The organism is Pseudoxanthomonas sp. UC19_8 (assembly GCF_042700505.1).
GTDB classification, from domain to species: Bacteria; Pseudomonadota; Gammaproteobacteria; order Xanthomonadales; family Xanthomonadaceae; genus Pseudoxanthomonas_A; species Pseudoxanthomonas_A winnipegensis.
In genome coordinates this window covers 2,702,023-2,721,272 of sequence record NZ_CP170559.1, presented here as the reverse complement: position 1 = coordinate 2,721,272, position 19,250 = coordinate 2,702,023, and the positions used below count along the sequence as shown (strand labels likewise).

The 19,250-nt window shown below is 69.8% G+C and carries 15 protein-coding genes, 1 pseudogene and 1 riboswitch; of the genes and pseudogenes, 7 read left to right on the top strand and 9 right to left on the bottom strand.

What is annotated here, in order from left to right:
* Positions 1-14: 14 nt before the first annotated feature.
* From ACFJIT_RS12100 to ACFJIT_RS12090, 3 genes are all read left to right on the top strand, one after another.
* On the top strand, positions 15-848 hold the full coding sequence (locus ACFJIT_RS12100; RefSeq protein WP_130515790.1) for an ABC transporter ATP-binding protein: 834 nt from the start codon (positions 15-17) through the stop codon (positions 846-848).
* The gene (locus ACFJIT_RS12095) at positions 832-1,608 is read left to right on the top strand and encodes an ABC transporter permease (RefSeq protein WP_130515792.1); all 777 of its coding nucleotides are present in this window, start codon (positions 832-834) and stop codon (positions 1,606-1,608) included. Before ACFJIT_RS12100 ends, ACFJIT_RS12095 begins: the two co-directional genes overlap by 17 nt.
* Positions 1,609-1,725: 117 nt before the next feature.
* A complete protein-coding gene (locus ACFJIT_RS12090) occupies positions 1,726-3,150 on the top strand; it encodes an OprO/OprP family phosphate-selective porin (RefSeq protein ID WP_379653731.1) in 1,425 nt (474 codons plus the stop codon).
* A 34-nt stretch (positions 3,151-3,184) separates the two neighbouring features.
* On the opposite strand, the gene ybaK is transcribed toward ACFJIT_RS12090, so the two are convergent.
* From ybaK to ahcY, 4 genes are all read right to left on the bottom strand, one after another.
* Positions 3,185-3,658 (bottom strand): Cys-tRNA(Pro) deacylase, encoded by a 474-nt coding sequence (gene ybaK, locus ACFJIT_RS12085; protein ID WP_379653730.1) that lies wholly within the window; start codon positions 3,656-3,658, stop codon positions 3,185-3,187.
* A 398-nt stretch (positions 3,659-4,056) separates the two neighbouring features.
* On the bottom strand, positions 4,057-4,356 hold the full coding sequence (locus ACFJIT_RS12080; RefSeq protein ID WP_379653729.1) for a type II toxin-antitoxin system RelE/ParE family toxin: 300 nt from the start codon (positions 4,354-4,356) through the stop codon (positions 4,057-4,059).
* 1 nt (position 4,357) lies between these two features.
* Positions 4,358-4,642, bottom strand: a complete 285-nt coding sequence (locus ACFJIT_RS12075; protein ID WP_379653728.1) for a DUF1778 domain-containing protein — start codon at positions 4,640-4,642, stop codon at positions 4,358-4,360.
* Positions 4,643-4,787: 145 nt separating this feature from the next.
* A complete protein-coding gene (gene ahcY / locus ACFJIT_RS12070) occupies positions 4,788-6,230 on the bottom strand; it encodes an adenosylhomocysteinase (RefSeq protein ID WP_130515798.1) in 1,443 nt (480 codons plus the stop codon).
* A 38-nt stretch (positions 6,231-6,268) separates the two neighbouring features.
* Positions 6,269-6,358: riboswitch (S-adenosyl-L-homocysteine riboswitch) on the bottom strand.
* A gap of 98 nt (positions 6,359-6,456) precedes the next feature.
* Here ahcY and ppc point away from each other — a divergent pair.
* A complete protein-coding gene (ppc, locus tag ACFJIT_RS12065; RefSeq protein WP_379653727.1) occupies positions 6,457-9,186 on the top strand; it encodes a phosphoenolpyruvate carboxylase in 2,730 nt (909 codons plus the stop codon).
* Between the two features lie 105 nt (positions 9,187-9,291).
* On the opposite strand, the gene ACFJIT_RS12060 is transcribed toward ppc, so the two are convergent.
* A complete protein-coding gene (locus ACFJIT_RS12060) occupies positions 9,292-10,119 on the bottom strand; it encodes an aldo/keto reductase (RefSeq protein WP_379653726.1) in 828 nt (275 codons plus the stop codon).
* Between the two features lie 110 nt (positions 10,120-10,229).
* Between ACFJIT_RS12060 and ACFJIT_RS12055 the strand changes: the two genes are divergently transcribed.
* The gene (locus ACFJIT_RS12055) at positions 10,230-11,258 is read left to right on the top strand and encodes a DUF4105 domain-containing protein (protein WP_379653725.1); all 1,029 of its coding nucleotides are present in this window, start codon (positions 10,230-10,232) and stop codon (positions 11,256-11,258) included.
* Positions 11,259-11,468: 210 nt separating this feature from the next.
* Here the strand turns inward: ACFJIT_RS12055 and ACFJIT_RS12050 are convergent, their stop codons facing one another.
* Positions 11,469-13,370, bottom strand: coding sequence for an ATP-binding cassette domain-containing protein (locus ACFJIT_RS12050; protein WP_379653724.1), 1,902 nt, complete (start codon positions 13,368-13,370; stop codon positions 11,469-11,471).
* Positions 13,371-13,417: 47 nt separating this feature from the next.
* On the opposite strand from ACFJIT_RS12050, the gene ACFJIT_RS12045 reads away from it, so the two are divergent.
* Positions 13,418-13,930 carry a hypothetical protein gene (locus ACFJIT_RS12045; RefSeq protein ID WP_379653723.1) on the top strand — a complete coding sequence of 171 codons (513 nt, stop codon included), beginning with the start codon at positions 13,418-13,420 and terminating at the stop codon, positions 13,928-13,930.
* A complete protein-coding gene (locus ACFJIT_RS12040) occupies positions 13,927-15,255 on the top strand; it encodes a DUF6056 family protein (RefSeq protein WP_379653722.1) in 1,329 nt (442 codons plus the stop codon). Before ACFJIT_RS12045 ends, ACFJIT_RS12040 begins: the two co-directional genes overlap by 4 nt.
* Positions 15,256-15,283: 28 nt before the next feature.
* On the opposite strand, the pseudogene ACFJIT_RS12035 reads toward ACFJIT_RS12040, so the two are convergent.
* From ACFJIT_RS12035 to ACFJIT_RS12025, 3 genes and pseudogenes are all read right to left on the bottom strand, one after another.
* A pseudogene (locus tag ACFJIT_RS12035) lies at positions 15,284-15,421 on the bottom strand (phosphatidate cytidylyltransferase); the annotation flags it as partial.
* Between the two features lie 44 nt (positions 15,422-15,465).
* Positions 15,466-17,757 (bottom strand): glucosylglycerol-phosphate synthase, encoded by a 2,292-nt coding sequence (gene ggpS / locus ACFJIT_RS12030; RefSeq protein WP_379655770.1) that lies wholly within the window; start codon positions 17,755-17,757, stop codon positions 15,466-15,468.
* A 61-nt stretch (positions 17,758-17,818) separates the two neighbouring features.
* Positions 17,819-19,060, bottom strand: a complete 1,242-nt coding sequence (locus ACFJIT_RS12025; RefSeq protein WP_379653721.1) for an MFS transporter — start codon at positions 19,058-19,060, stop codon at positions 17,819-17,821.
* Positions 19,061-19,250 lie beyond the last annotated feature (190 nt).

Here is a 19,250-nt window from a genome sequence, read left to right as displayed (position 1 = left end):
CGGAGGATTCCCTGATGGCGCTCAACGCCAGTGTGCGCAGCCTCAATGGCGCACCCCAGTTCCATCCCGCCGAGACCATGGTCGCCATCGACAAGGTGACCATGTCCTTCGGCGACTTCACCGCGGTGCGCGAGGTCGACCTGCAGGTGGGCAACGGCGAGTTCGTCGCCATCGTCGGGCCGACCGGCTGCGGCAAGAGCACCGTGCTCAACGCGGTGGCCGGCCTGCTGACGCCGGCCAGCGGCGGCATCACGATCGATGGCGTGCCGGTCAAGGGCGTGCAGAAGTCGGTGGGCTACCTGTTCCAGCAGGACGCGCTGCTGCCGTGGAAGACCGCGCTGCAGAACGTCGAGCTCGGCCTGCGCTTCCGCGGCATGGCGGCCAAGGAGCGCGAGGAGCGCGCGCGCGCCTGGCTGGCCAAGGTGGGCCTGTCCGGCTTCGAGCATCGGTATCCGCACCAGCTCTCCGGTGGCCAGCGCAAGCGCGTGCAGATGGCGCAGGCGCTGATCGTCGAGCCCAAGGTGATCCTGATGGACGAGCCGTTCTCCGCGCTCGACATCCATACCCGCCACCTGATGCAGAACGAGCTGCTGCGGCTGTGGCAGGAAGACCGCCGCTCGGTCGTGCTGATCACCCACGACCTGGAAGAGGCCATCGCGCTGGGCGACCGCGTGGTGGTGCTCTCGGCGGGGCCGGCCAGCCGCGTGGTGCGCAGCTTCGATGTCGACCTGGAGCGCCCGCGCAACGTGGCCGAGATCAAGCTGGATCAACGATTCACCGACCTGTACCGCGACATCTGGGCCTGCCTGCGCGGCGAAGTGGAGAAGAGCTATGCACGCCAAGACTGACAAACTGATCCAGATCGTCCTGATCGTCGTGCTGTTCGGCGGCTGGGAAGCCGGCGTGGCCAGTGGGCTGATCGATCCGTTCTTCTTCCCGGCGCCGTCGGGCATCGCGCGGCAGATGTGGACCTGGCTGTCGGACACCTCGTTCTACCAGCACGTCTACATCACCCTGACCGAGACCGCGCTGGGCTATCTGATCGGCACCGCGCTGGGCGTGGCCGGTGGTGTGTGGCTGGGGCTGAGCCGGCGGTCGGCGCGGATCCTGGACCCGTTCATCAAGGGCTTCAACGCGATCCCGCGCGTGGTGCTGGCGCCGATCTTCGTGCTGTGGCTGGGCCTGGGACTGTGGTCGAAGGTGGCGCTGGCGGTGACGCTGGTGTTCTTCACCACCTTCTTCAACGCGATGCAGGGCGTGCGCGAGGTCAATCCCACCGTGCTGGCCAATGCACGCATCCTCGGCGCCGGGCGCGGCGATCTGTTGCGGCATGTGTACTTCCCGGCGGCGGCCAGCTGGATCCTGTCCTCGCTGCGCACCTCGGTGGGCTTTGCGGTGGTCGGCGCGATCATCGGCGAGTATCTGGGCGCCTCGGCGGGCCTGGGCTATCTGATCGCGCAGGCCGAAGGCAACTTCAACGCGGTCGGCGTGTTCGCCGGCATCATCATCCTGGCGGCCTTCGTGCTGATCATCGATGCCTTGCTCGATATCGTCGAGAACCGCGTGATCACCTGGCGTCCCAACGCCCAGCAGGGCGCGACCAGCTGATCGCACGCGTCACGGTGCCGGCGCTCTAGCCGGCACCGCGCTGGACCCATCCCCCCGCACCATCCCCGTGTGGCCGCCGACGCGCCTGCGTCGCCGTGCCCGAGAGAGAGCTTCCCCATGATGCGAATCCACGTGCTGCCCAAGGCAGCGCTGACGGTGGCGATCGGCCTGTTGCTGACCACCGGCCAGGCCGGCGCGCAGGCGCTGAGCCAGGCAGAACTGACCCGCCTGGTGCAGGCGCAGGCCCTGAAGATCGAGCAGCTGGAGGCGCGCCTGAAGGCGGTCGAAGGCGGCGGCAGCGCGAGCACCGCGACGGCAACGCCCGCGCCGCCCGCCGCGGACCCCGCCCTGGAAGCGCGCGTGGCCAAGGTCGAGGCCGCCCAGGCCAAGGCGCCCAAGGTCAGCTGGTCCAAGGGCGCGCCGCAATTCTCCAATGCCGATGGCAGCTTCACCTTCCGGCCGCGCGGTCGGTTGTTCGTGGACGCCTCCAGCACGGGCGGCTCGGACTTCGCCGACCGCAACATCTCCGGCACCGAGATCCGCTCGGTGCGCCTGGGGGCCGAGGGCAGCTACGGGCGGGTGGGCTATGTGGTGGAAGGCGACTTCGCCGACAACGAGGTGGCCTGGAAGTCGGTCTACGCCAGCGTCGATCACCGCCTGTTCGGCACCCAGGCCGAGCTGAGCATCGGCAACCGGCTCAACGACCGCGGCCTGGATGGTTCCAGCAGCACGACCAACACGCCGTTCGCCGATCGCAACGTGGTCGGCACGCTGATCCTGCCCCAGCGCGGCCTGTTCGGCGTGGGGCTGACCGAGCGGGTGTTCGGGCAGGGCTGGCACGCCAGCCTGTCGGTGGCGGGCAACGACCTCAACAATGCCGGCGAGGACAACGACAGCCTGACCGTGGCCGCGCGCGCGCACTGGAACCTGCTGCTGAGCGAGGCCGCCACGGTGCATCTGGGGGCGTGGGCCTTTCACGAGGACATTCCGGCCGGGGCCACCGGTGTGCTGCGCAGCTCGGCGATCTCGGGACACTTCAACGATCTGGTCAAGATTGCGCCAGGCGCGCTGGCCGGTGCCGAGCGTGGCACGGCCTATGGCGTGGAAGCGGCCGGTTTCTTCGGGCCGGGCTGGGTGAGCGGCGAGTGGGGCACGCGCCGCATCGGCGGGGTGGGCAGTGCGGGCCGCTACGATCTGGATCATTCGGCCTGGACGGTGTCCGGCGGCGTGTTCCTGTTCGGGGCGAGCCCGGCCTATACGGCCAAGAGCGGCACCTGGGGCAAGGTCAAGGTGCAGGATCCGGTCACGTCCGGCGGGCGCGGGGCCTGGGAGCTGCGCGCGCGCTACGAGGATGTGGACTACGACGAGTTGCCCACGGGCGGCACCGGGCATGCCTGGACCGTGGGCACCAACTGGTATCTCAACGACTATGCGCGCGTCATGCTCGATGCGGTCTTCTGGCAGACCGACAACCGCAGCGGTGCCTATCGGGGGCAGGACGAGGGCTATACGTTCAACACGCGCTTCCAGGTGGCGTTCTGAGGCGGCGTGTGCTCGCTTCGGCGGCGCGGGTCGCTCAGCGCGGCTTGCCGATCGGGGCGTAGCGGCCGCCGGTCAGGCGCAGCAGGTCGGCAGGGGCCAGTTCGACTTCCAGGCCGCGTCGTCCTGCGCTGACGTGCAGGCGGGGCAGGGACTGTGCGCTGGCGTCGAGGAAGCTGCGCAGGCGCTTCTTCTGCGCCAGCGGGCTGATGCCCCCGACCAGGTAACCGGTGGCGCGCTGCGCTTCGTCGACGCCGGCCATCTCGCAGCGCTTGCAGCCGGCGGCTTCCGCCAGGGCCTTGAGGTCGAGCTGCCCGGCCACGGGCACGATCGCCACCAGCAGTTCATGGGTCTCGCTGCTCGCCAGCAGGGTCTTGAATACCTGCGCGGGGTCCAGGCCCAGCTTCTCCACCGCCTCGCCGCCGTAGGAATCGGCCTTGGGGTCGTGCGCGTAGCTGTGCACGGTGTGGGCGATCTTCTCGCGCTTGAGCAGGGCGATGGCGGGGGTCATGGGGGCTTTTCAATGATAGCGGGCCGCTTTTTTCGAAGCGGCTCTTCTCGCTTGATCGAGGGGGCGCGGCGTGTGCGAGTTGCCAATGACTTCGGTGGGGCAGCGGCCCGGCCGGCGGTGTCCGCTTCTCCCTCAATCAGGGCATCCTGCCCTGATTCGGGCCTCGGCATCCTGCCTCGCTCGTCGCGGCCACCGCCGGGCGGACCGCTGCCTCGCGCGTTGAGTTCTATGGCTTCGGGTCGAAGGAAGCTCCGGTCCATTCGCCGCGAAGCTTCGCCCGGTCGGTCGAGTGAGGATGCGGCCAGGGCAGAGAATCCAGTCGTGGACCTGTGTGCACTCCGCCACGTCGAGGCCTAGGTTGCGCGACACGATGAAAGCGGCGTGCGTCCGACCCGGTTTCACGCATCGCTTGGGTAACCCGATTCGCGCTGTGCGCGAACTCCGAGTACGAACACGGTCTCCAAGGCGGCTGCGTACTGGTACAGCGCGACGTAGCCACGGGCGCTGCGCCCGATCACCAGCTCCCTCAGATCCCCGTGGATGGGGCGACCGATCAAGGGATTGTCCGTGAGCACGTCGAAGGCACTGACAAGCTCGCCCAGGCGGTCCGGGACGTGCTCGACCTCGTGCTGTTCCAGATGCTTGACGATGCGCTGCAGGTCCTGGTACACGCGGGGCAGGAACTCCAGGTACGCCATGTCATTTCGCGAGTTTGCGGGCGACCGGACGCGGCATGTCCTTGCCTTGGACTCGGCCCATCAGATAGCGGCGCATCTCCTCCCAGGGAATGCTTTCACCCGTTTCCAGGAACTCGGCCCAGCGCCGATCGGCCTCCGCCAGGAAGTCCGCGCGCCGTTCCGCCTGGTCGGTCTTCTCGGCGATGGCTTCCAGGATGAAGTTGTGCGACGTGGTGCCCGCGGCTTCGGCCGCTTTCGCGATGCGGGCCTTGAGCGCGTCCGGCAGGCGGATGGTCGTGGTGCTCATGAGAGGACGTCCGGCGGTGGATCCTCAAGCAATGTAGCACAGACGTGCTACATGGGTTGGATCAAGCAATCCGCTGCCCAGCCGCCAAATGCGAACGGGCGCCTCGCGGCGCCCGTTCGTGATCACGCGATGACCGCTGCGTCGATCAGTAGCGGTAGTGGTCCGGCTTGTACGGGCCTTCCACCGGCACGCCGAGGTAATCGGCCTGCTGCGCGGTGAGCTTGGTCAGCTTCACGCCGATCTTGTCCAGGTGCAGGCGCGCGACTTCCTCGTCCAGCTGCTTGGGCAGGCGGTAGACGGTCTTCTCGTACACGTCCTTGTTGGCCCACAGGTCGATCTGCGCCAGGGTCTGGTTGGCGAAGCTGTTGGACATCACGAAGCTCGGATGGCCGGTGGCGCAGCCCAGGTTGACCAGGCGGCCTTCGGCAAGCAGGAAGATGCTGTTGCCGTTGGCGAAGGTGAACTTGTCCACCTGCGGCTTGATGTTGGTCTTCACCGCGCCCGAGGCGTACAGCGCATCGACCTGGATCTCGTTGTCGAAGTGGCCGATGTTGCACACGATGGCCTGGTCCTTCATCGCCTTCATGTGCTCGAGGGTGATGATGTCCTTGTTGCCGGTGGTGGTGACGTAGATGTCGGCCTGACCCAGGGTGTCTTCGACGGTGTTGACCTCGAAGCCTTCCATCGCCGCCTGCAGGGCGCAGATCGGGTCGATCTCGGTGACGATCACGCGGGCGCCGTAGGCGCGCAGCGAATGCGCCGAGCCCTTGCCCACATCGCCGTAGCCGCAGACCACGGCGACCTTGCCGGCCAGCATCACGTCCATCGCGCGCTTCAGGCCATCGGCCAGCGACTCGCGGCAGCCGTAGAGGTTGTCGAACTTGGACTTGGTGACCGAGTCGTTGACGTTGATCGCCGGCACCAGCAGCTTGCCGGCCTCGGCGATCTGGTAGAGGCGGTGCACGCCGGTGGTGGTCTCCTCGGACACGCCCTTCCAGTCGGCGACCACGCGCGTCCAGTAGCCCGGGCGCTCGCTGGCCACGCGCTTGAGCAGGTTCTTGATCACCTGCTCCTCGTGCGAGGAGGCCGGCTCGTCGACCCACTTGCTGCCGTTCTCCAGCTCGTAGCCCTTATGGATCAGCAGGGTCACGTCGCCGCCGTCGTCCACCACCAGCTCCGGGCCGGTCAGGGTGCCGTCGGGCAGGGTGAAGGTCAGCGCGTCCAGCGTGCAGTCCCAGTATTCCTCCAGCGTCTCGCCCTTCCAGGCGAACACCGGCGTACCGGTCGCGGCGATCGCGGCGGCGGCATGGTCCTGGGTCGAGAAGATGTTGCACGAGGCCCAGCGCACGTCGGCGCCGATGTCCTTGAGCGTCTCGATCAGCACCGCGGTCTGGATGGTCATGTGCAGCGAACCGGTCACGCGCACGCCCTTGAGCGGTGCGGTGGCCTGGTACTTGCGGCGGATCGACATCAGGCCCGGCATCTCGTGCTCGGCGATGTCCAGTTCCTTGCGGCCCCAGTCGGCCAGGGAGATGTCGGCGACCTTGTAGTCGCCTTCGGTCGAGAAGGTCTTCAGTTGCGCATTCATGGAGTTGCTCCGGTCAAGGGCGGGCGTGGAAAGCTCGCGGTTGCCGGGCGCCGTTGCACAGGTGGATCGCCGAGCCTGGCCCGTGGCGCGTGCATGGCACGGCTTGGGTCGCAGCGCCCCTCGGCGAAGCCGGCAGTATATCGCCGTGCGTCGGGGCGGCGATGAACACGGCCGCCTTTGCAGTAGGCTTGGCGTCCCTCCACGATCGGCATCTGGCGCGACCGCGATGAATTCACCTGCAACTTTGTCGGCATCGTCTGCGATCTTGGAATTCGCCGCGCCGGACCTGCCGCTGCGCGACGATGTGCGCCGGCTCGGCGCGCTGGTCGGCGACATGCTGGCCGAGCAGGTGTCCGACGAATTCCTCGCCCAGGTCGAGCGCATCCGCACCCGCGCCATCGCCCGCCGGCAGAAGGGCGAGGGCACGCAGGGCCTGGCCGCGATCCTGGCCGGCATGTCCGCCGAGGACGCCGAGGCGCTGATCCGCGCCTTCAGCGCCTATTTCCAGGTGGTCAACATCGCCGAGCGCGTGCACCGCATCCGCCGCCGCCGCGACTACCAGCGCCAGGGCGATGCGCCGCAGCCGGAAGGGCTGCACGCCAGCCTGCTCAGGCTCAAGGAGCAGGGCGTCGGCCTGGAGGAGGCCACCGCCTGGCTGGAGCGGCTGGATCTGGAGCCGGTGTTCACCGCTCACCCGACCGAAGCGGTGCGCCGCGCGCTGCTGGAGAAGGAGCAGCTCATGGTCGCCGCGCTGGTGGCCGGCCTGGACGGCGCGCAGACGCCGGGCGAGGCGGCCAGCGAGGCGGCGCGCTTCCGCATGGCGCTGACCGCGGCCTGGCAGACCGCCGATTCCTCGCCGGTGCGACCGACGGTGGCCGACGAGCGGGAGCACGTGGGGTTCTACCTGACCCAGGTGCTGTACCGCGTGGTGCCGGTGTTCTATGAATCGCTGGAGCACGCTTTCACCGAGGTCTACGGCAGCGCGCCCGACCTGCCGCGCGTGCTGCGCTTCGGCACCTGGGTGGGCGGGGACATGGACGGCAATCCCAACGTCGATGCCACCACCATCGCCGATACGCTGCGCGCCCAGCGCGCGGTGGTGCTGGAGCGCTATCTCAAGGAGCTGTGGCAGCTGGCCAGCCTGCTGAGCCAGTCGACCACGCTGGTGCCGGTGAGCGAGGCGCTGCTCGCGCGCCTGGCGCAGTACCAGGCGCAGCTGCCGCAGGCCGCGGCGCGCTCGCGTCCGCGCCATGCCGACATGCCCTACCGCCTGCTCAACGACCTGATGCGCGCGCGGCTGCGCGCGACGCTGGACGATGCGCCCGGCGCGTACGCCGCGCCGGAGGAGTTCGCCGCCGACATCCAGCTGATCCTGGACAGCCTGGCCGCGCACCGGGGCCTGCATGCGGGCTGGTTCGCGGTGCGCCGCCTGCAGTGGCGCGTGCGCACCTTCGGCTTCCATCTGGCGCGGCTGGACGTGCGCCAGGAATCCAGCGTGCACGGCCGCGCGGTCGCCGCCGCGCTGGGCCAGAGCGACTGGGACACATTGGACGCGGTCGCGCGCGCGGCGCTGCTGGGGCCGTACGCCGCCGGCAGCGAGGCCCTGCCGGCCAGCGAGGAGGAGGGCAATCCGCGCCTGGACGCGGTGTTCGCCGCGCTGGGCGAGGCGCGGCGGCTGCACGGCGCCGACGCGCTGGGCGCCTACATCATCTCGATGGCGCACAGCCGCGCCGACGTGCTGACCGTGCTGGCGCTGGCCCGTCGTGGCGGACTGGTGGATGACAGCGGCCAGGTGCCGCTGGACATCGCGCCGCTGTTCGAGACCGTGGACGACCTGCGCCACGGGCCGGAGGTGCTGCGCGACCTGGCCGCCGATCCGGTCTACCGCCAGCATCTGGCCGCGCGCGGCGATACGCAGATGGTGATGCTGGGCTATTCGGACAGCGGCAAGGACGGCGGCACGGCGGCCTCGCGCTGGGGTCTCCAGCGCGGCCAGGTCGAACTGCTCGAGGCCGCGCACGAGCTCGGCATCAAGCTGACCTTCTTCCACGGCCGCGGCGGCTCGATCAGCCGCGGCGGCGGCAAGACCACCCGCGCGGTCGACGCCTCGCCGCGCGGCAGTGTCGATGGCCGCCTGCGCGTGACCGAGCAGGGCGAGGTGATCCATCGCAAGTACGGCATCCGCGCGCTGGCGCTGCGCTCGCTGGAGCAGTCGCTGGGCGCGGTGATGGTGTCGAGCATCCGTCCGCGCCCGCCCGAGCCGCGCGAAGCGCACTGGCGCACGTTCATGGATACCGTCGCGCGCGCCAGCACCGAGGCCTATCGCGACTTCGTCAGCGCCAAGGGCTTCATGGACTATTTCCGCGCCGCCACGCCGATCGACGTCATCGAACGCATGACCCTGGGCTCGCGTCCCTCCCGCCGGCTGGGCCAGGACGCGGCGCTGAGCAATCTGCGCGCGATCCCGTGGGTGTTCGCCTGGAGCCAGGCGCGCGCCACCATCCCCGGCTGGTACGGCGTGGGCAGCGGCCTGGCCGCGGCGGTGGAGCAGTTCGGCGAGGAGGCGGTGCGCGAGATGGGCCGCGACTGGCCCTTCGTGCGCACCTTCCTGGACGACATCGCCATGGTGCTGGCCAAGGGCGATCTGGATATCGCGGCGCTGTTCTCCCAGCTCTCCGGCGATCTGCACGGGCAGTTCTTCCCGCGCATCCAGGCCGAGCACGAGCGCACCCGCCACTGGGTGCTCAGGCTGTCCGGCAACGACAGCCTGCTCCAGCACGACCAGCGCCTGGACCTGTCCATCCGCCTGCGCAACCCCTACGTCGATCCGATCAGCCTGCTGCAGGTGGACCTGCTCAAGCGCTGGCGTGCCGCCGACCGCGAGGACGACGCCCTGCTGCGCGCTCTGGTGGCCAGCGTCAACGGCGTCTCGCAGGGCTTGCAGAACACCGGCTGAGCCGCGCAGGCCGCGCGGCTCCCACAGGGCTGTCCGTCACTCCGTGGGCATGAAGATCCGAGGCAGTTAAAGAATCGGCGGGAGTCACCCCGCCGATTCTTTGCCTCAGTTCAGCTCCGCCGGATCCGGCCCGCGCCGCTTGCCAGCATCCAGGCTGGCGATCGCGGCCATGTCGTCCAGGCTGAGCTTGAAGTCGAACACGTCGATGTTCTCCTTGAGCCGCGCCGAGTTGGCCGACTTGGGGAACACGATGTTGCCCAGCTGGATGTGCCAGCGCAGGATCACCTGGGCGGCGGTCTTGCCGTGGCGCGCGGCGATGTCCTTGAGGATCGCGTTCTCGAGCAGCTCGCCGCCCTGGGCCAGCGGGCTCCAGGCCTCGGTCAGGATGCCGTGGGTCTGGCCGTAGTCGCGCAGCGGTGCCTGCTGCAGCAGCGGATGCAGCTCGATCTGGTTGACCACCGGCAGCACGCCGGTCTCGGCGGCGATGTGCTCGATGTCCTCGACGCGGAAGTTGGACACGCCGATAGACTTGACCTTACCCGCGTCGCGCGCGGCGATCAGCGCCTTCCAGCTGTCGACGAACTTGCCCTTGGCCGGGCAGGGCCAGTGGATCAGGTACAGGTCGACATAGTCCAGTTGCAGCTTGCCCAGGCTGGTGTCCAGGGCCTTGAGCGCGCTGTCGTAGCCCTGGTCCTCGTTCCACAGCTTGGTGGTGATGAACAGCTCGTCGCGCGGCAGGCCGGAGGTGGCGATGGCCTGGCCGACGCCTTCTTCGTTCTTGTAGATGGCCGCCGTGTCGATGTGGCGATAGCCCAGCCGGAAGGCCTCGCTGACCACGTTGGCGGTCTCGTCGGCCGGGGTCTGCCACACGCCCAGGCCGAACTGGGGAATCGTGCGGCCGTCGAGCATTTCAAGGGCGGGGATCGTGTGCATGGAAGCCTCCTGTCGCGATAGACCTAAGCAGTGTAGGCGGCACGACGTTGCCTCCATGCCAAGGCCGGCACGATGATGGCCACGATGCACGCCTTCACGGACTCGCGCTGATGCGCTCTGACTCATACGGTCCCACGCAGGCGTCCGGCCGTTGGCGGCGCGCGCTGACCTGGTGCGTGCTGCCGCCGCTGCTGGCCTGGGCGGTGCTGGCCAGCATCTATCTGGACCACTGGCCGCACGTGTTGCGCGGCGTGCTGGCACTGGCATGGCTCTGGCTGGGGTTGAGGGTGCTGCGTGCGCGTCATCGCGCCGGCGGCGCGCGCTGGGCGGGCGTGGCGCTGCTGGTCTGGCTGGGGTTTCTGGCCGGCTGGTCGCTGCAGGCACCGCGGCAGGACCGTCTGTGGGCCGACGATGTCGCGCGTCTGCTGCAGGCGCAGGTGCAGGGCGATACGGTGGTGCTGGAGAACGTGCGCGACTTCCGCTGGCGCAGCGACACCGACTACGACGTGCGCTGGGACACGCGCCGCTACGACCTGTCCCAGCTGCGTTCGGCCGATCTGGCGCTGTCGTACTGGATGGGGCCGGCCATCGCCCACACGCTGGTGTCCTTCGGCTTCGCCGATGGCCGGCATCTGGTGTTCTCGCTGGAGATCCGCAAGGAGCGCGGTGAGGCGTTCTCCGCGCTGGGCGGCTTCTTCCGCCAGTACGAGGAAACGCTGGTCGCCGCCGGGGAGGACGACATCCTGCGCGTGCGCACCAATGTGCGTGGCGAGGACATGTGGCTGTACCGGCTCAACCTGCCGCCGGCTGCGCTGCGCCAGCTGTTTTTAGCCTATCTGGACAAGGCCGACGCGCTGCGCGCGCGGCCGGCGTTCTACAACACCGTGATGAGCAACTGCACCACGGTGATTTTCCAGCTGGCCAGGCGCATCGATGCCCGCCTGCCGCTGGACTGGCGGCTGCTGCTGTCGGGGTACTTCGATCGCTACGTGGCCGACCATGGCGGGCTGATGCCGGGGATCGACTTCGCGACGCTGCGGGCGCGGGGGCATATCACGGCCAAGGCGCGGGCGGTGGGGGAGGGAGAGGATTTTTCGCGGGCGATTCGGGTGGGGGTGCCGGGTGAGGTGGGGCCGTAGGGGCGCCGCGCGCTGATCGATGCGGAAGAGCTCAGGACTCGTCGTTTCCGCGAAAGCGGGACGCCAGCGGCTTGAGGCTTCGACGCGAAAGTCCATGGGTTCCCGTTTTCGCGGGAACGAGGGTAGCGGGTTTGCGGCGGCTTGTGGGGGGAGCTTGCTGGCAAGCCTCAGCCTAGGCCTGCCGCCTGCCGCCTCAGCCGCTCAGCCGCCTCAGCCGTCCAGCTCGCTCCAACGGGCGTAGGCGCGTTCCAGTTCGGCCTGCAGGCCGGCCAGGGCCTCGTTCTCGGCGACGATGGTGGCGCTGTCCTGCTGGAAGAAGGCCGGGCCGGACATCGCCGCGGTGCGCGCCTCGATGTCGGCTTCCAGCTGCTCGATGCGGGCGGGCAGCTGCTCCAGTTCGCGCTGTTCCTTGAAGCTGAGCTTCTTCTTCGGCGCGGCGGCGGGCGTGGCCGCCGCCGCGCCGGCGTTGGCCGCGACCACCTGCTCGGTCACGCTGCGGTCGGTCTGCCGGGCCTGGCTGTCGAAGCCGGCGCGGCCGCGCGGGCGTTGGCGCAGCCAGTCGTTGTAGCCGCCGACGTAGTCGCCGACGCGGCCCTCGCCTTCCAGCACCAGCGTGCTGGTGACCACGTTGTCGATGAAGTCGCGGTCGTGGCTGACCAGCAGCAGCGTGCCCTTGTACTCGGCCAGCAGCTCTTCCAGCAGCTCCAGCGTCTCCACGTCCAGGTCGTTGGTCGGTTCGTCCATGACCAGCAGGTTGGAGGGCTGGGCGAACAGCTTGGCCAGCAGCAGGCGGTTGCGCTCGCCGCCGGACAGGCGGGTGATCGGCGCGCGGGCGCGTTCGGGCGAGAACAGAAAGTCCTGCAGGTAGCCGATGATGTGCTTGCGGCTGCCGTTGATCTCGACGAAGTCGGTGCCCTGGGCGACGTTCTCCAGTGCGTTGCGCGACTCGTCCAGCTGGCTGCGATGCTGGTCGAAGTAGGCGATCTGCAGATTGGTGCCCAGCTCGACCGTGCCCTGCTGCGGCGCCAGTTCGCCCAGCAGGATCTTCAGCAACGTCGACTTGCCCGAGCCGTTGGGGCCGATGATGCCGACGCGGTCGCCGCGCATGATCGTCACCGCGACATCGTCCAGCAGCGTGCGCCCGGCGTAGGCCTGGGTGATGTGCTCGGCGCTGATGACCTTCTTGCCCGAGGCCTGCGCGTTGGAGGTCTCCATGCGCACGTTGCCCTGCAGGTCGCGGCGGGCGGCGCGTTCGCGGCGCATGGCCTTGAGCGCGGTCACGCGGCCCTCGTTGCGGGTGCGGCGGGCCTTGATGCCCTGGCGGATCCAGACTTCCTCCTGGGCCAGCAGCTTGTCGAAGCGCGCGTTCTCCTGCGCCTGCGCGTGCAGGCGCTCCTCGCGGCGGCGCAGGTAGTTGTCGTAGTCGCCGGGCCAACTGGTGACCTGGCCGCGGTCGATCTCGACGATGCGCGTGGCCAGGTTGCGCAGGAAGCTGCGGTCGTGGGTGATGAAGATCAGGCTGCCTTCGAAGGACTTGAGGAAGCCTTCCAGCCAGTCGATGGCCTCGATGTCCAGGTGGTTGGTCGGCTCGTCCAGCAGCAGGATGTCCGGCTGGCGCACCAGCGCCTGGGCCAGCAGCACGCGGCGCTTCATGCCGCCGGACAGGCCGGCGAAGTCCGATTCGCCGTCCAGCTCCAGCCGGTCCAGCGTGGCCTGCACGCGGCGATCCAGGTCCCAGGCGTTGTGGGCCTCGATCTGCGCCTGGGCGCGGCCCATGGCGTCCATGTCGCCCTCGTGCACGGCGTGGTGGTAGTCGGCCAGCATCCGGCCCAGCGCGCCCAGGCCCTGGGCGACCACGTCGAAGATGCTGCCGGCGGTGTCCGGCGGCACTTCCTGGGCCATGCGCGCGACCACCGTGCCCGACTGCAGGCGCACCTCGCCGTCGTCGGCCTGCAGCTCGCCGGCGATCAGCTTCATCAGCGTGGACTTGCCGGCGCCGTTGCGGCCGACGATGCACACGCGCTCGTGGGGTTCGATGGACAGCTCGACCTGTTCGAGCAGCAGCGGGCCGCCGACGCTGTAGTCGACGCGGGAAAGTTGCAGGAGGGACATGCGACCATTGTAGCCGGGCATCTGGCACGGGCAGCGGGCACGACGGCATGGCGGCGGTGAGGGAAGGGCGCGCGCTGTCGCGCTGGGCGGGAATCGGCGTGGCGGCCTGTGCGCTGGGATTCGCCGCGTTCTACGCATTGCTGTTCTGGCGCGACAACGCCGCGCCGGTGGCGAGCGACGCGGCGGCCGCGGCGCCGGCGCCGGGGATGTTCCTGTACGCGACCGAACGCTGCGAGGTCGACGGCGAGCGCCTGCGCGTGCAGGGCTGGGCCCTCCGCAAGGGCCAGGGCTGGCCGATCGGCGGCAACCGCGTGCTGCTGCGCCTGGCCGACGGCCGCCTGCGCGCGCTGGACACCGCCTGGCAGGCGCGGCCGCAGCTGGCGCCGCTGCTGAAGGCGCGCACCGGCGAGAAGCGCACCTATTACGCGCCCGGCTTCGCCGCCTCGCTGAACCTGGCCGTGGCCGGTGTCTCGCTGCAGGGCGCGCGGCTGTTCCTCGACTGGCGCACCGGCGACACGCCTGCGCTGCTGCCGCTGGACTGCGCGGGGCTGTCGCCGTGAGCGCGCCGCGCCTGCGCTGGCACTGGCCGCTGCTGGGCCTGGCCTGGATGCTCGCCTCGATCGCCTCGATCCACGCCTTCGGCATCAGCTCGGCGCCGGTGGCCGACGACAGCTACTTCGCCAGCATGCTCGACACCTACACGCTGCGCGACTACCTGGTGCACCGCTATCACACCTGGACCGGGCGGCTGCCGATCGAGGCGCTGCTGGTGACCATCGTCCATGCGCCCGGCCTGTGGCGCGCCTGCAACGCGGTGGTGATGGCGCTGCTGTGCGTGGGCCTGGCGCGGCTGGCGCGGCCGGGCACGCGCTGGTCGTGGCCGGGCGCCACGGGGGTGGTGTTCGCGCTGGTGATGCTGATGACGCCGCAGGCCATCTACGAGGCGTGCTGGTGGCTGACCGGCTCGCTCAACTATCTGTGGCCGGTGACGCTGGGCGTGTGGAGCCTGGTGCCGCTGGTCGAGGACCTCCCCCATCGCTGGCCGGCGCGGCTGGCCGCCTGCCTGGCCGCGGCGCTGGCGGCGTACTGCGACCAGCTGGCGCTGGTGATGGTGCCGCTGACGCTCGGGCTGTGCCTGTGGCGCGCCCGGCAGCGCCGGGCCAGCGGCTGGGACTGGGCGCAGCTGGCGCTGCTGTGCGCCAACGCGGCCTTCGCCCTCAGCGCGCCGGGCAATGTCGAGCGGTTCCGCGAGGAGACCGGCATGCGCTTTCCCAACTTCGCCGACCTGGACGTGCTGGAGAGGCTGCGCATCGGCCTAGGGTTGATCGAGCGGGCGATGATCGACCCGCGCAACTACCTGTTCGGCACGGTCACCGCGCTGACCCTGGTGCTGCTGTGGCGCGCGCCGCTGGCGCGCTGGCTCAAGGCGGGGCTGGGCGTGGTTCTGGCGGTGTCGCTGCTGCAGATGCTGCTGTTCGTGCCGCACGTGCCGGGCGATCCCCTGCAGCTGTCGCTGCCGCTGCGCCTGGATGGCGATGCGGTGTGGAACCCGTGGCTGTATGCGCTCAGCGCGTGGTCGGCCTTCACCGTGGGCTGCGTGGTGATCGCCGCGGCCTGCGGCTTCTGTCGCGATGGGCGCGAGGCTGCACGGATGCTGGGCCTGCTGCTGCTGGGCCTGGCCTCGCTGGGGATGATGGGCTTCTCGCCCACGGCCTATCTGTCCGGCCAGCGCATCGCCTTCCTGTGTCTGCTGGCGCTGGTGGTGGTCGGCCTGCGTCAGCTCGACCGCATCGGGCTGGACTACGGGCCGCGCGTGCGCGGCGGCCTGCTGGCGCTGATCGTGGTGCTGGCCAGCTGGCGTGTGACGATGGCCGCCTTCGTCTGAAGGCCCATCGGCAGGCGTCGAACGCGTCGCGCACCACGGGGAAGAACACCGGCGCCGCGAACACCACCGAGTCCAGCCGGTCCAGCGCGCCGCCGTGCCACTCGATCATCGTGCCCCAGGCCTTGGCGCCCGGGCTGCGCTTGGTCGCCGACAGTGCCAGCCCGCCCAGCAAACGGCCGGCGCCCGGACAAGGGCGCCGGCTGTGGCGGGTCAGGCGTGGGCGGCCCGCTTCGGTGCGGCGGCCAGCGCGTGCACCTCGGGCGAGGCCGGGGTGAAGTCGCGCACCGCCGCCAGGAAGTCCCGGCCCCAGCGGTCCACGTCGTAGTACTCGACGATGTCGTTGAGCTGGCGCAGGCGGCCGGCGGCCTCGTCCTCGGGCATGCGCAGGGCCTGCGACAGGGCCGCGGTCAGGTCGGCCTGGTCGTGCGGATTGGTCAGCACCGCGCCCTTCAGCTCGGCCGCCGCGCCGGCGAACTCGCTCAACACCAGCACGCCGTTGCCGCCCTCGATGCCTTGGGTGGCGACGAACTCCTTGGCCACCAGGTTCAGCCCGTCGCGCAGCGGGGTGATCCACATCACCTGCGCGGCGGCGTAATGCGCCACCACCTCCTCGAACGGGAAGGCCTGGGCGAAGAAGCGCACCGGCGTCCAGTCCATCCGCGCGAAGCGGCCGTTGATGCGGCCGACCGCCTGTTCGATGGCGTTCTGCAGCTGGCGGTAGACCGTCATCTCCTTGGCCGCCGGCACGCAGATCATCAGCAGGGTGACCTTGTTGTGCAGCTGCGGGTGCGATTCGAGCAGGCGCTCGAACGCCTCCAGCTTGGCCAGCGTGCCCTTGGTGTAGTCCAGGCGTTCGACCGAGAGCACCAGCTTGCGCGCGCCGATCTCGCGGCGCAGCTTGAAGATGTTGTTGCGCACCTCCGGGTTGGCCAGCACTTGGTTGATGCGGCGCAGGTCGGTGCCGACCGGATGGGCGCCCAGCGCCACCTCGCGGCCGGCCACGCGCAGGCGGGTGGTCATCGTGTCCAGGCCCACCGCGCAGCCGTAGGTGAGAAAGCGCGGCGCGCAGCTCTCGGTGCGCAGGCGCTCCACCGGCGCCACCCCGCGCACCACGTCGACGAAGTTCTCCACCTGGCGCGGGATGTGGAAGCCCACGTAATCGCAGGACAGCAGGCTGCCGATGATCTCGCGCCGCCACGGCACCACGTTGAACACGTCGGCCGAGGGGAAGTAGGTGTGGTGGAAGAAGGCGATCTTCAGGTCCGGGCGCATCTCGCGCAGGTAGGCCGGCACCATCCACAGGTTGTAGTCGTGGATCCACACCGTCGCCCCTTCGGCCGCCTCGGCTGCGGTGGCCTCGGCGAACTTGCGGTTGACCTTGAGGAACACCTTCCAGTCGTCCTCGCGGAAGCGCGCGCGCTCCCAGAACACGTGCAGCATCGGCCAGAAGGCCTCCTTGCTGAAGCGCTTGTAGAAGATGTCCACCTCGGTCTTGCTCAGCGGCACGCGCGCGGCGGTGAGGTTGGGATAGCGCTCATCGACCGAGGTATGGGTCTGGAACGGCCCATGCTTGGGATCGTCGATGCTCCAGGCCACCCAGGAGCCGGTCTGCCCGCCCTGGAAGAACCCCAGCAGCGAGGGAATGATGCCGTTGGGCGACTTGGGCTGGCGGCGCACCAGCTCGCCGTCCTCCACGACCTCCTCGTAGGGCAGGCGGTGGTAGACCATCAGCAGCTGCGCCTTGCCGGTCGGCGCGGTGCGCGCCACCGGCAGCCACGGGTCGTCCTTGTCGAGCAGCTTGAAGTGGGCGATGGCCTCCAGGATGCCGCCGCAGCCGGGCGCCTTGGCGTGCAGCACGTCGGACAGCGCGCCGGTGGCCTCGATCAGCGCGGCCTCCGAGTCGCCCACGCAGACGCCGCGGAAGCCGGCCAGGTACATCGACAGGTCGTTGAGCGTGTCGCCGGCGACCAGCACGCGTTCGCTGGGCAGCTTGAGCTGCCGGGCCAGCGCCTTCAGCGTGCGGCCCTTGTCGGTGTCCGGCGGCAGGATGTCCAGGTAGCGGTCGGCCGAATACAGCACCGAGCAGCCCAGCGCATGCGCGGCCTCCTCCAGGTCGGCGCGGATCGGCGCCAGCGTGTCCGGGTCGCAGTAGTAGGAGCAGCGGCGTTCCTGCGGCACGTCCTGGCGGACCAGGTCGGGGAAGGCGCGCATCGCGGCGGCCACGGTGTAGTCGCCGGGCCAGCGGCTGTCGATCTTGGACTGCAGCGGCTGCAGCGGCTGCAGCGTATGGCCGTCGACCACGGTGGCGCCGACGTCGCACACCACATAGTCGGGGCGGGGAATCGCGGGGTCGGTCAGCAGCGGCATCACCGCTTCCAGGCCGCGCCCGGTGATGAAGATCAGGCAGATCTCGGGGTGCTGGTCGACCAGGCGGTACAGGCGGTGGCGCTGCTCGGCGTCGCCGGCCAGGAAGGTGCCGTCCAGGTCGGTCGCCAGGATCAGGCGCGGATCGGGCCGGGCCTGGGTGGAGCGGGGTGAGGTGTTGCGGATGGGTGGGGTCAGATCAGTCAAAACGTTCCTCTTGAGGTTGCGATGGGAGTTCGGTTTCCGGCATCAGCTCCAGCGCGGTGGGCGTGGTGCGCAGCATCGGGCGGAAGGGCGCGGCGAAGGTGCGGTCGCGGTGGAAGCGCAGCCGGGCGAACAGATAGGCCGCCAGCGCGATCAGCATCACCGCGAAGTAGATCGGCAGCGCGGAGGGGCCCAGACGCTGCATCGCCCCGCCGGCCAGCGCCGGGCCGATGGCCGAGCCGACGCCGTTGACCAGCAGCAGGCTCGAACAGCCCGACAGCAGGTGCTCGCGCGGCAGGTAGTCGAGCATGTGCGCCACCGCGAACGGATACAGCGAGAAGCTCAGCCCGCCGAACAGGAAGAACAGCCCGAACAGCGCCCGCCGGTCGGCCTGGACCGCCGGCAGCAGCATCGCCAGGGCCACGCCTGCGGCGGCCAGCGCGGCCAGCGCCAGCGCCAGGCGGCGGTCGCGGCCATCGCTGATCCGGCCGATCGGCACCTGCAGCAGCGCGCCGCCGGCGATCGCGGCCAGCATGAACAGCGCCACGCCGCGCGTGTCCAGGCCGATGCGGCTGGCGTACACCGGCGACAGGCCCCAGAAGCCGCCCATCGCCAGACCCGACAGCGCCGCGCCGACCGTGGCCGCCGGCGCCAGCGCATACAGCCGGCGCAGGCTGAAGCGCTGGATCGGCGGCACCTCGGGCTGCTGCAGGCGCGTGGCCGCCACCGGCATCACCGAGGCGCACAACAGGATGGCGGTCAGCGAGAACAGGGTGGCCATCGCCATCCCGCCCCAGCCCAGCAGCACCTGGCCCAGCGCCAGCGCCGACAGGTTGACCATCATGTACACCGAAAACACCCGCGCGCGGGTGCTCGCATTGGGCTCGGCGTTGAGCCAGCTCTCGATGACGGTGTACAGCCCGACCAGCGCTACGCCGGTGACCAGGCGCAGCAGGCCCCAGGCCCAGGGATCGAGCCAGATCGGGTGCAGCAGCACGGCAATGGCCGCCAGCGCGGCGAAGAAGGCGAAGGCGCGGATATGCCCGATGCGGCCGATCAGCGGCGGGCCGATGAAGGTGCCGAAGAAATACCCGGCGAAGTAGCACGACATCACCAGGCCCAGCGTGCGATCGTCGAAGCCCGCCTGCGCGCCGCGGACCGCGAGCAGCGTGCCGAGCAGGCCGCTGCCGGTCAGCAGCAGGGCCACGCCCAGCAGCAGGGTGAACAGCCGCAGCATCAACGCGACCTTCTGGGGGAAGGGGGGTTGGTCACCTTCATCATCATAACATATTGATTAATTTGGGGAAAGTTGCGTAAGGTGCGCGACCCCCGAGCGCAGCGGCGTCCTGCGTCCGCGCGCCGGGGTGCCCGAAGCCATCCCTTGGCCGCATCCTCCGGGACGGGCATGCTGCATTGCAGCATGCCTC

Coding starts and splice junctions, on each gene's coding strand:
- ACFJIT_RS12100 (WP_130515790.1), top strand. CDS start 15: ATGGCGCTCAACGCCAGTGTGCGCAGCCTCAATGGCGCACCCCAGTTC.
- ACFJIT_RS12025 (WP_379653721.1), bottom strand. CDS start 19,060: ATGCTGCGGCTGTTCACCCTGCTGCTGGGCGTGGCCCTGCTGCTGACC.
- ahcY (WP_130515798.1), bottom strand. CDS start 6,230: ATGAATGCGCAACTGAAGACCTTCTCGACCGAAGGCGACTACAAGGTC.
- ACFJIT_RS12055 (WP_379653725.1), top strand. CDS start 10,230: ATGCGCTCTGACTCATACGGTCCCACGCAGGCGTCCGGCCGTTGGCGG.
- ACFJIT_RS12080 (WP_379653729.1), bottom strand. CDS start 4,356: ATGGCGTACCTGGAGTTCCTGCCCCGCGTGTACCAGGACCTGCAGCGC.
- ppc (WP_379653727.1), top strand. CDS start 6,457: ATGAATTCACCTGCAACTTTGTCGGCATCGTCTGCGATCTTGGAATTC.
- ACFJIT_RS12095 (WP_130515792.1), top strand. CDS start 832: ATGCACGCCAAGACTGACAAACTGATCCAGATCGTCCTGATCGTCGTG.
- ACFJIT_RS12045 (WP_379653723.1), top strand. CDS start 13,418: ATGGCGGCGGTGAGGGAAGGGCGCGCGCTGTCGCGCTGGGCGGGAATC.
- ACFJIT_RS12075 (WP_379653728.1), bottom strand. CDS start 4,642: ATGAGCACCACGACCATCCGCCTGCCGGACGCGCTCAAGGCCCGCATC.
- ACFJIT_RS12060 (WP_379653726.1), bottom strand. CDS start 10,119: ATGCACACGATCCCCGCCCTTGAAATGCTCGACGGCCGCACGATTCCC.
- ACFJIT_RS12050 (WP_379653724.1), bottom strand. CDS start 13,370: ATGTCCCTCCTGCAACTTTCCCGCGTCGACTACAGCGTCGGCGGCCCG.
- ybaK (WP_379653730.1), bottom strand. CDS start 3,658: ATGACCCCCGCCATCGCCCTGCTCAAGCGCGAGAAGATCGCCCACACC.
- ACFJIT_RS12090 (WP_379653731.1), top strand. CDS start 1,726: ATGATGCGAATCCACGTGCTGCCCAAGGCAGCGCTGACGGTGGCGATC.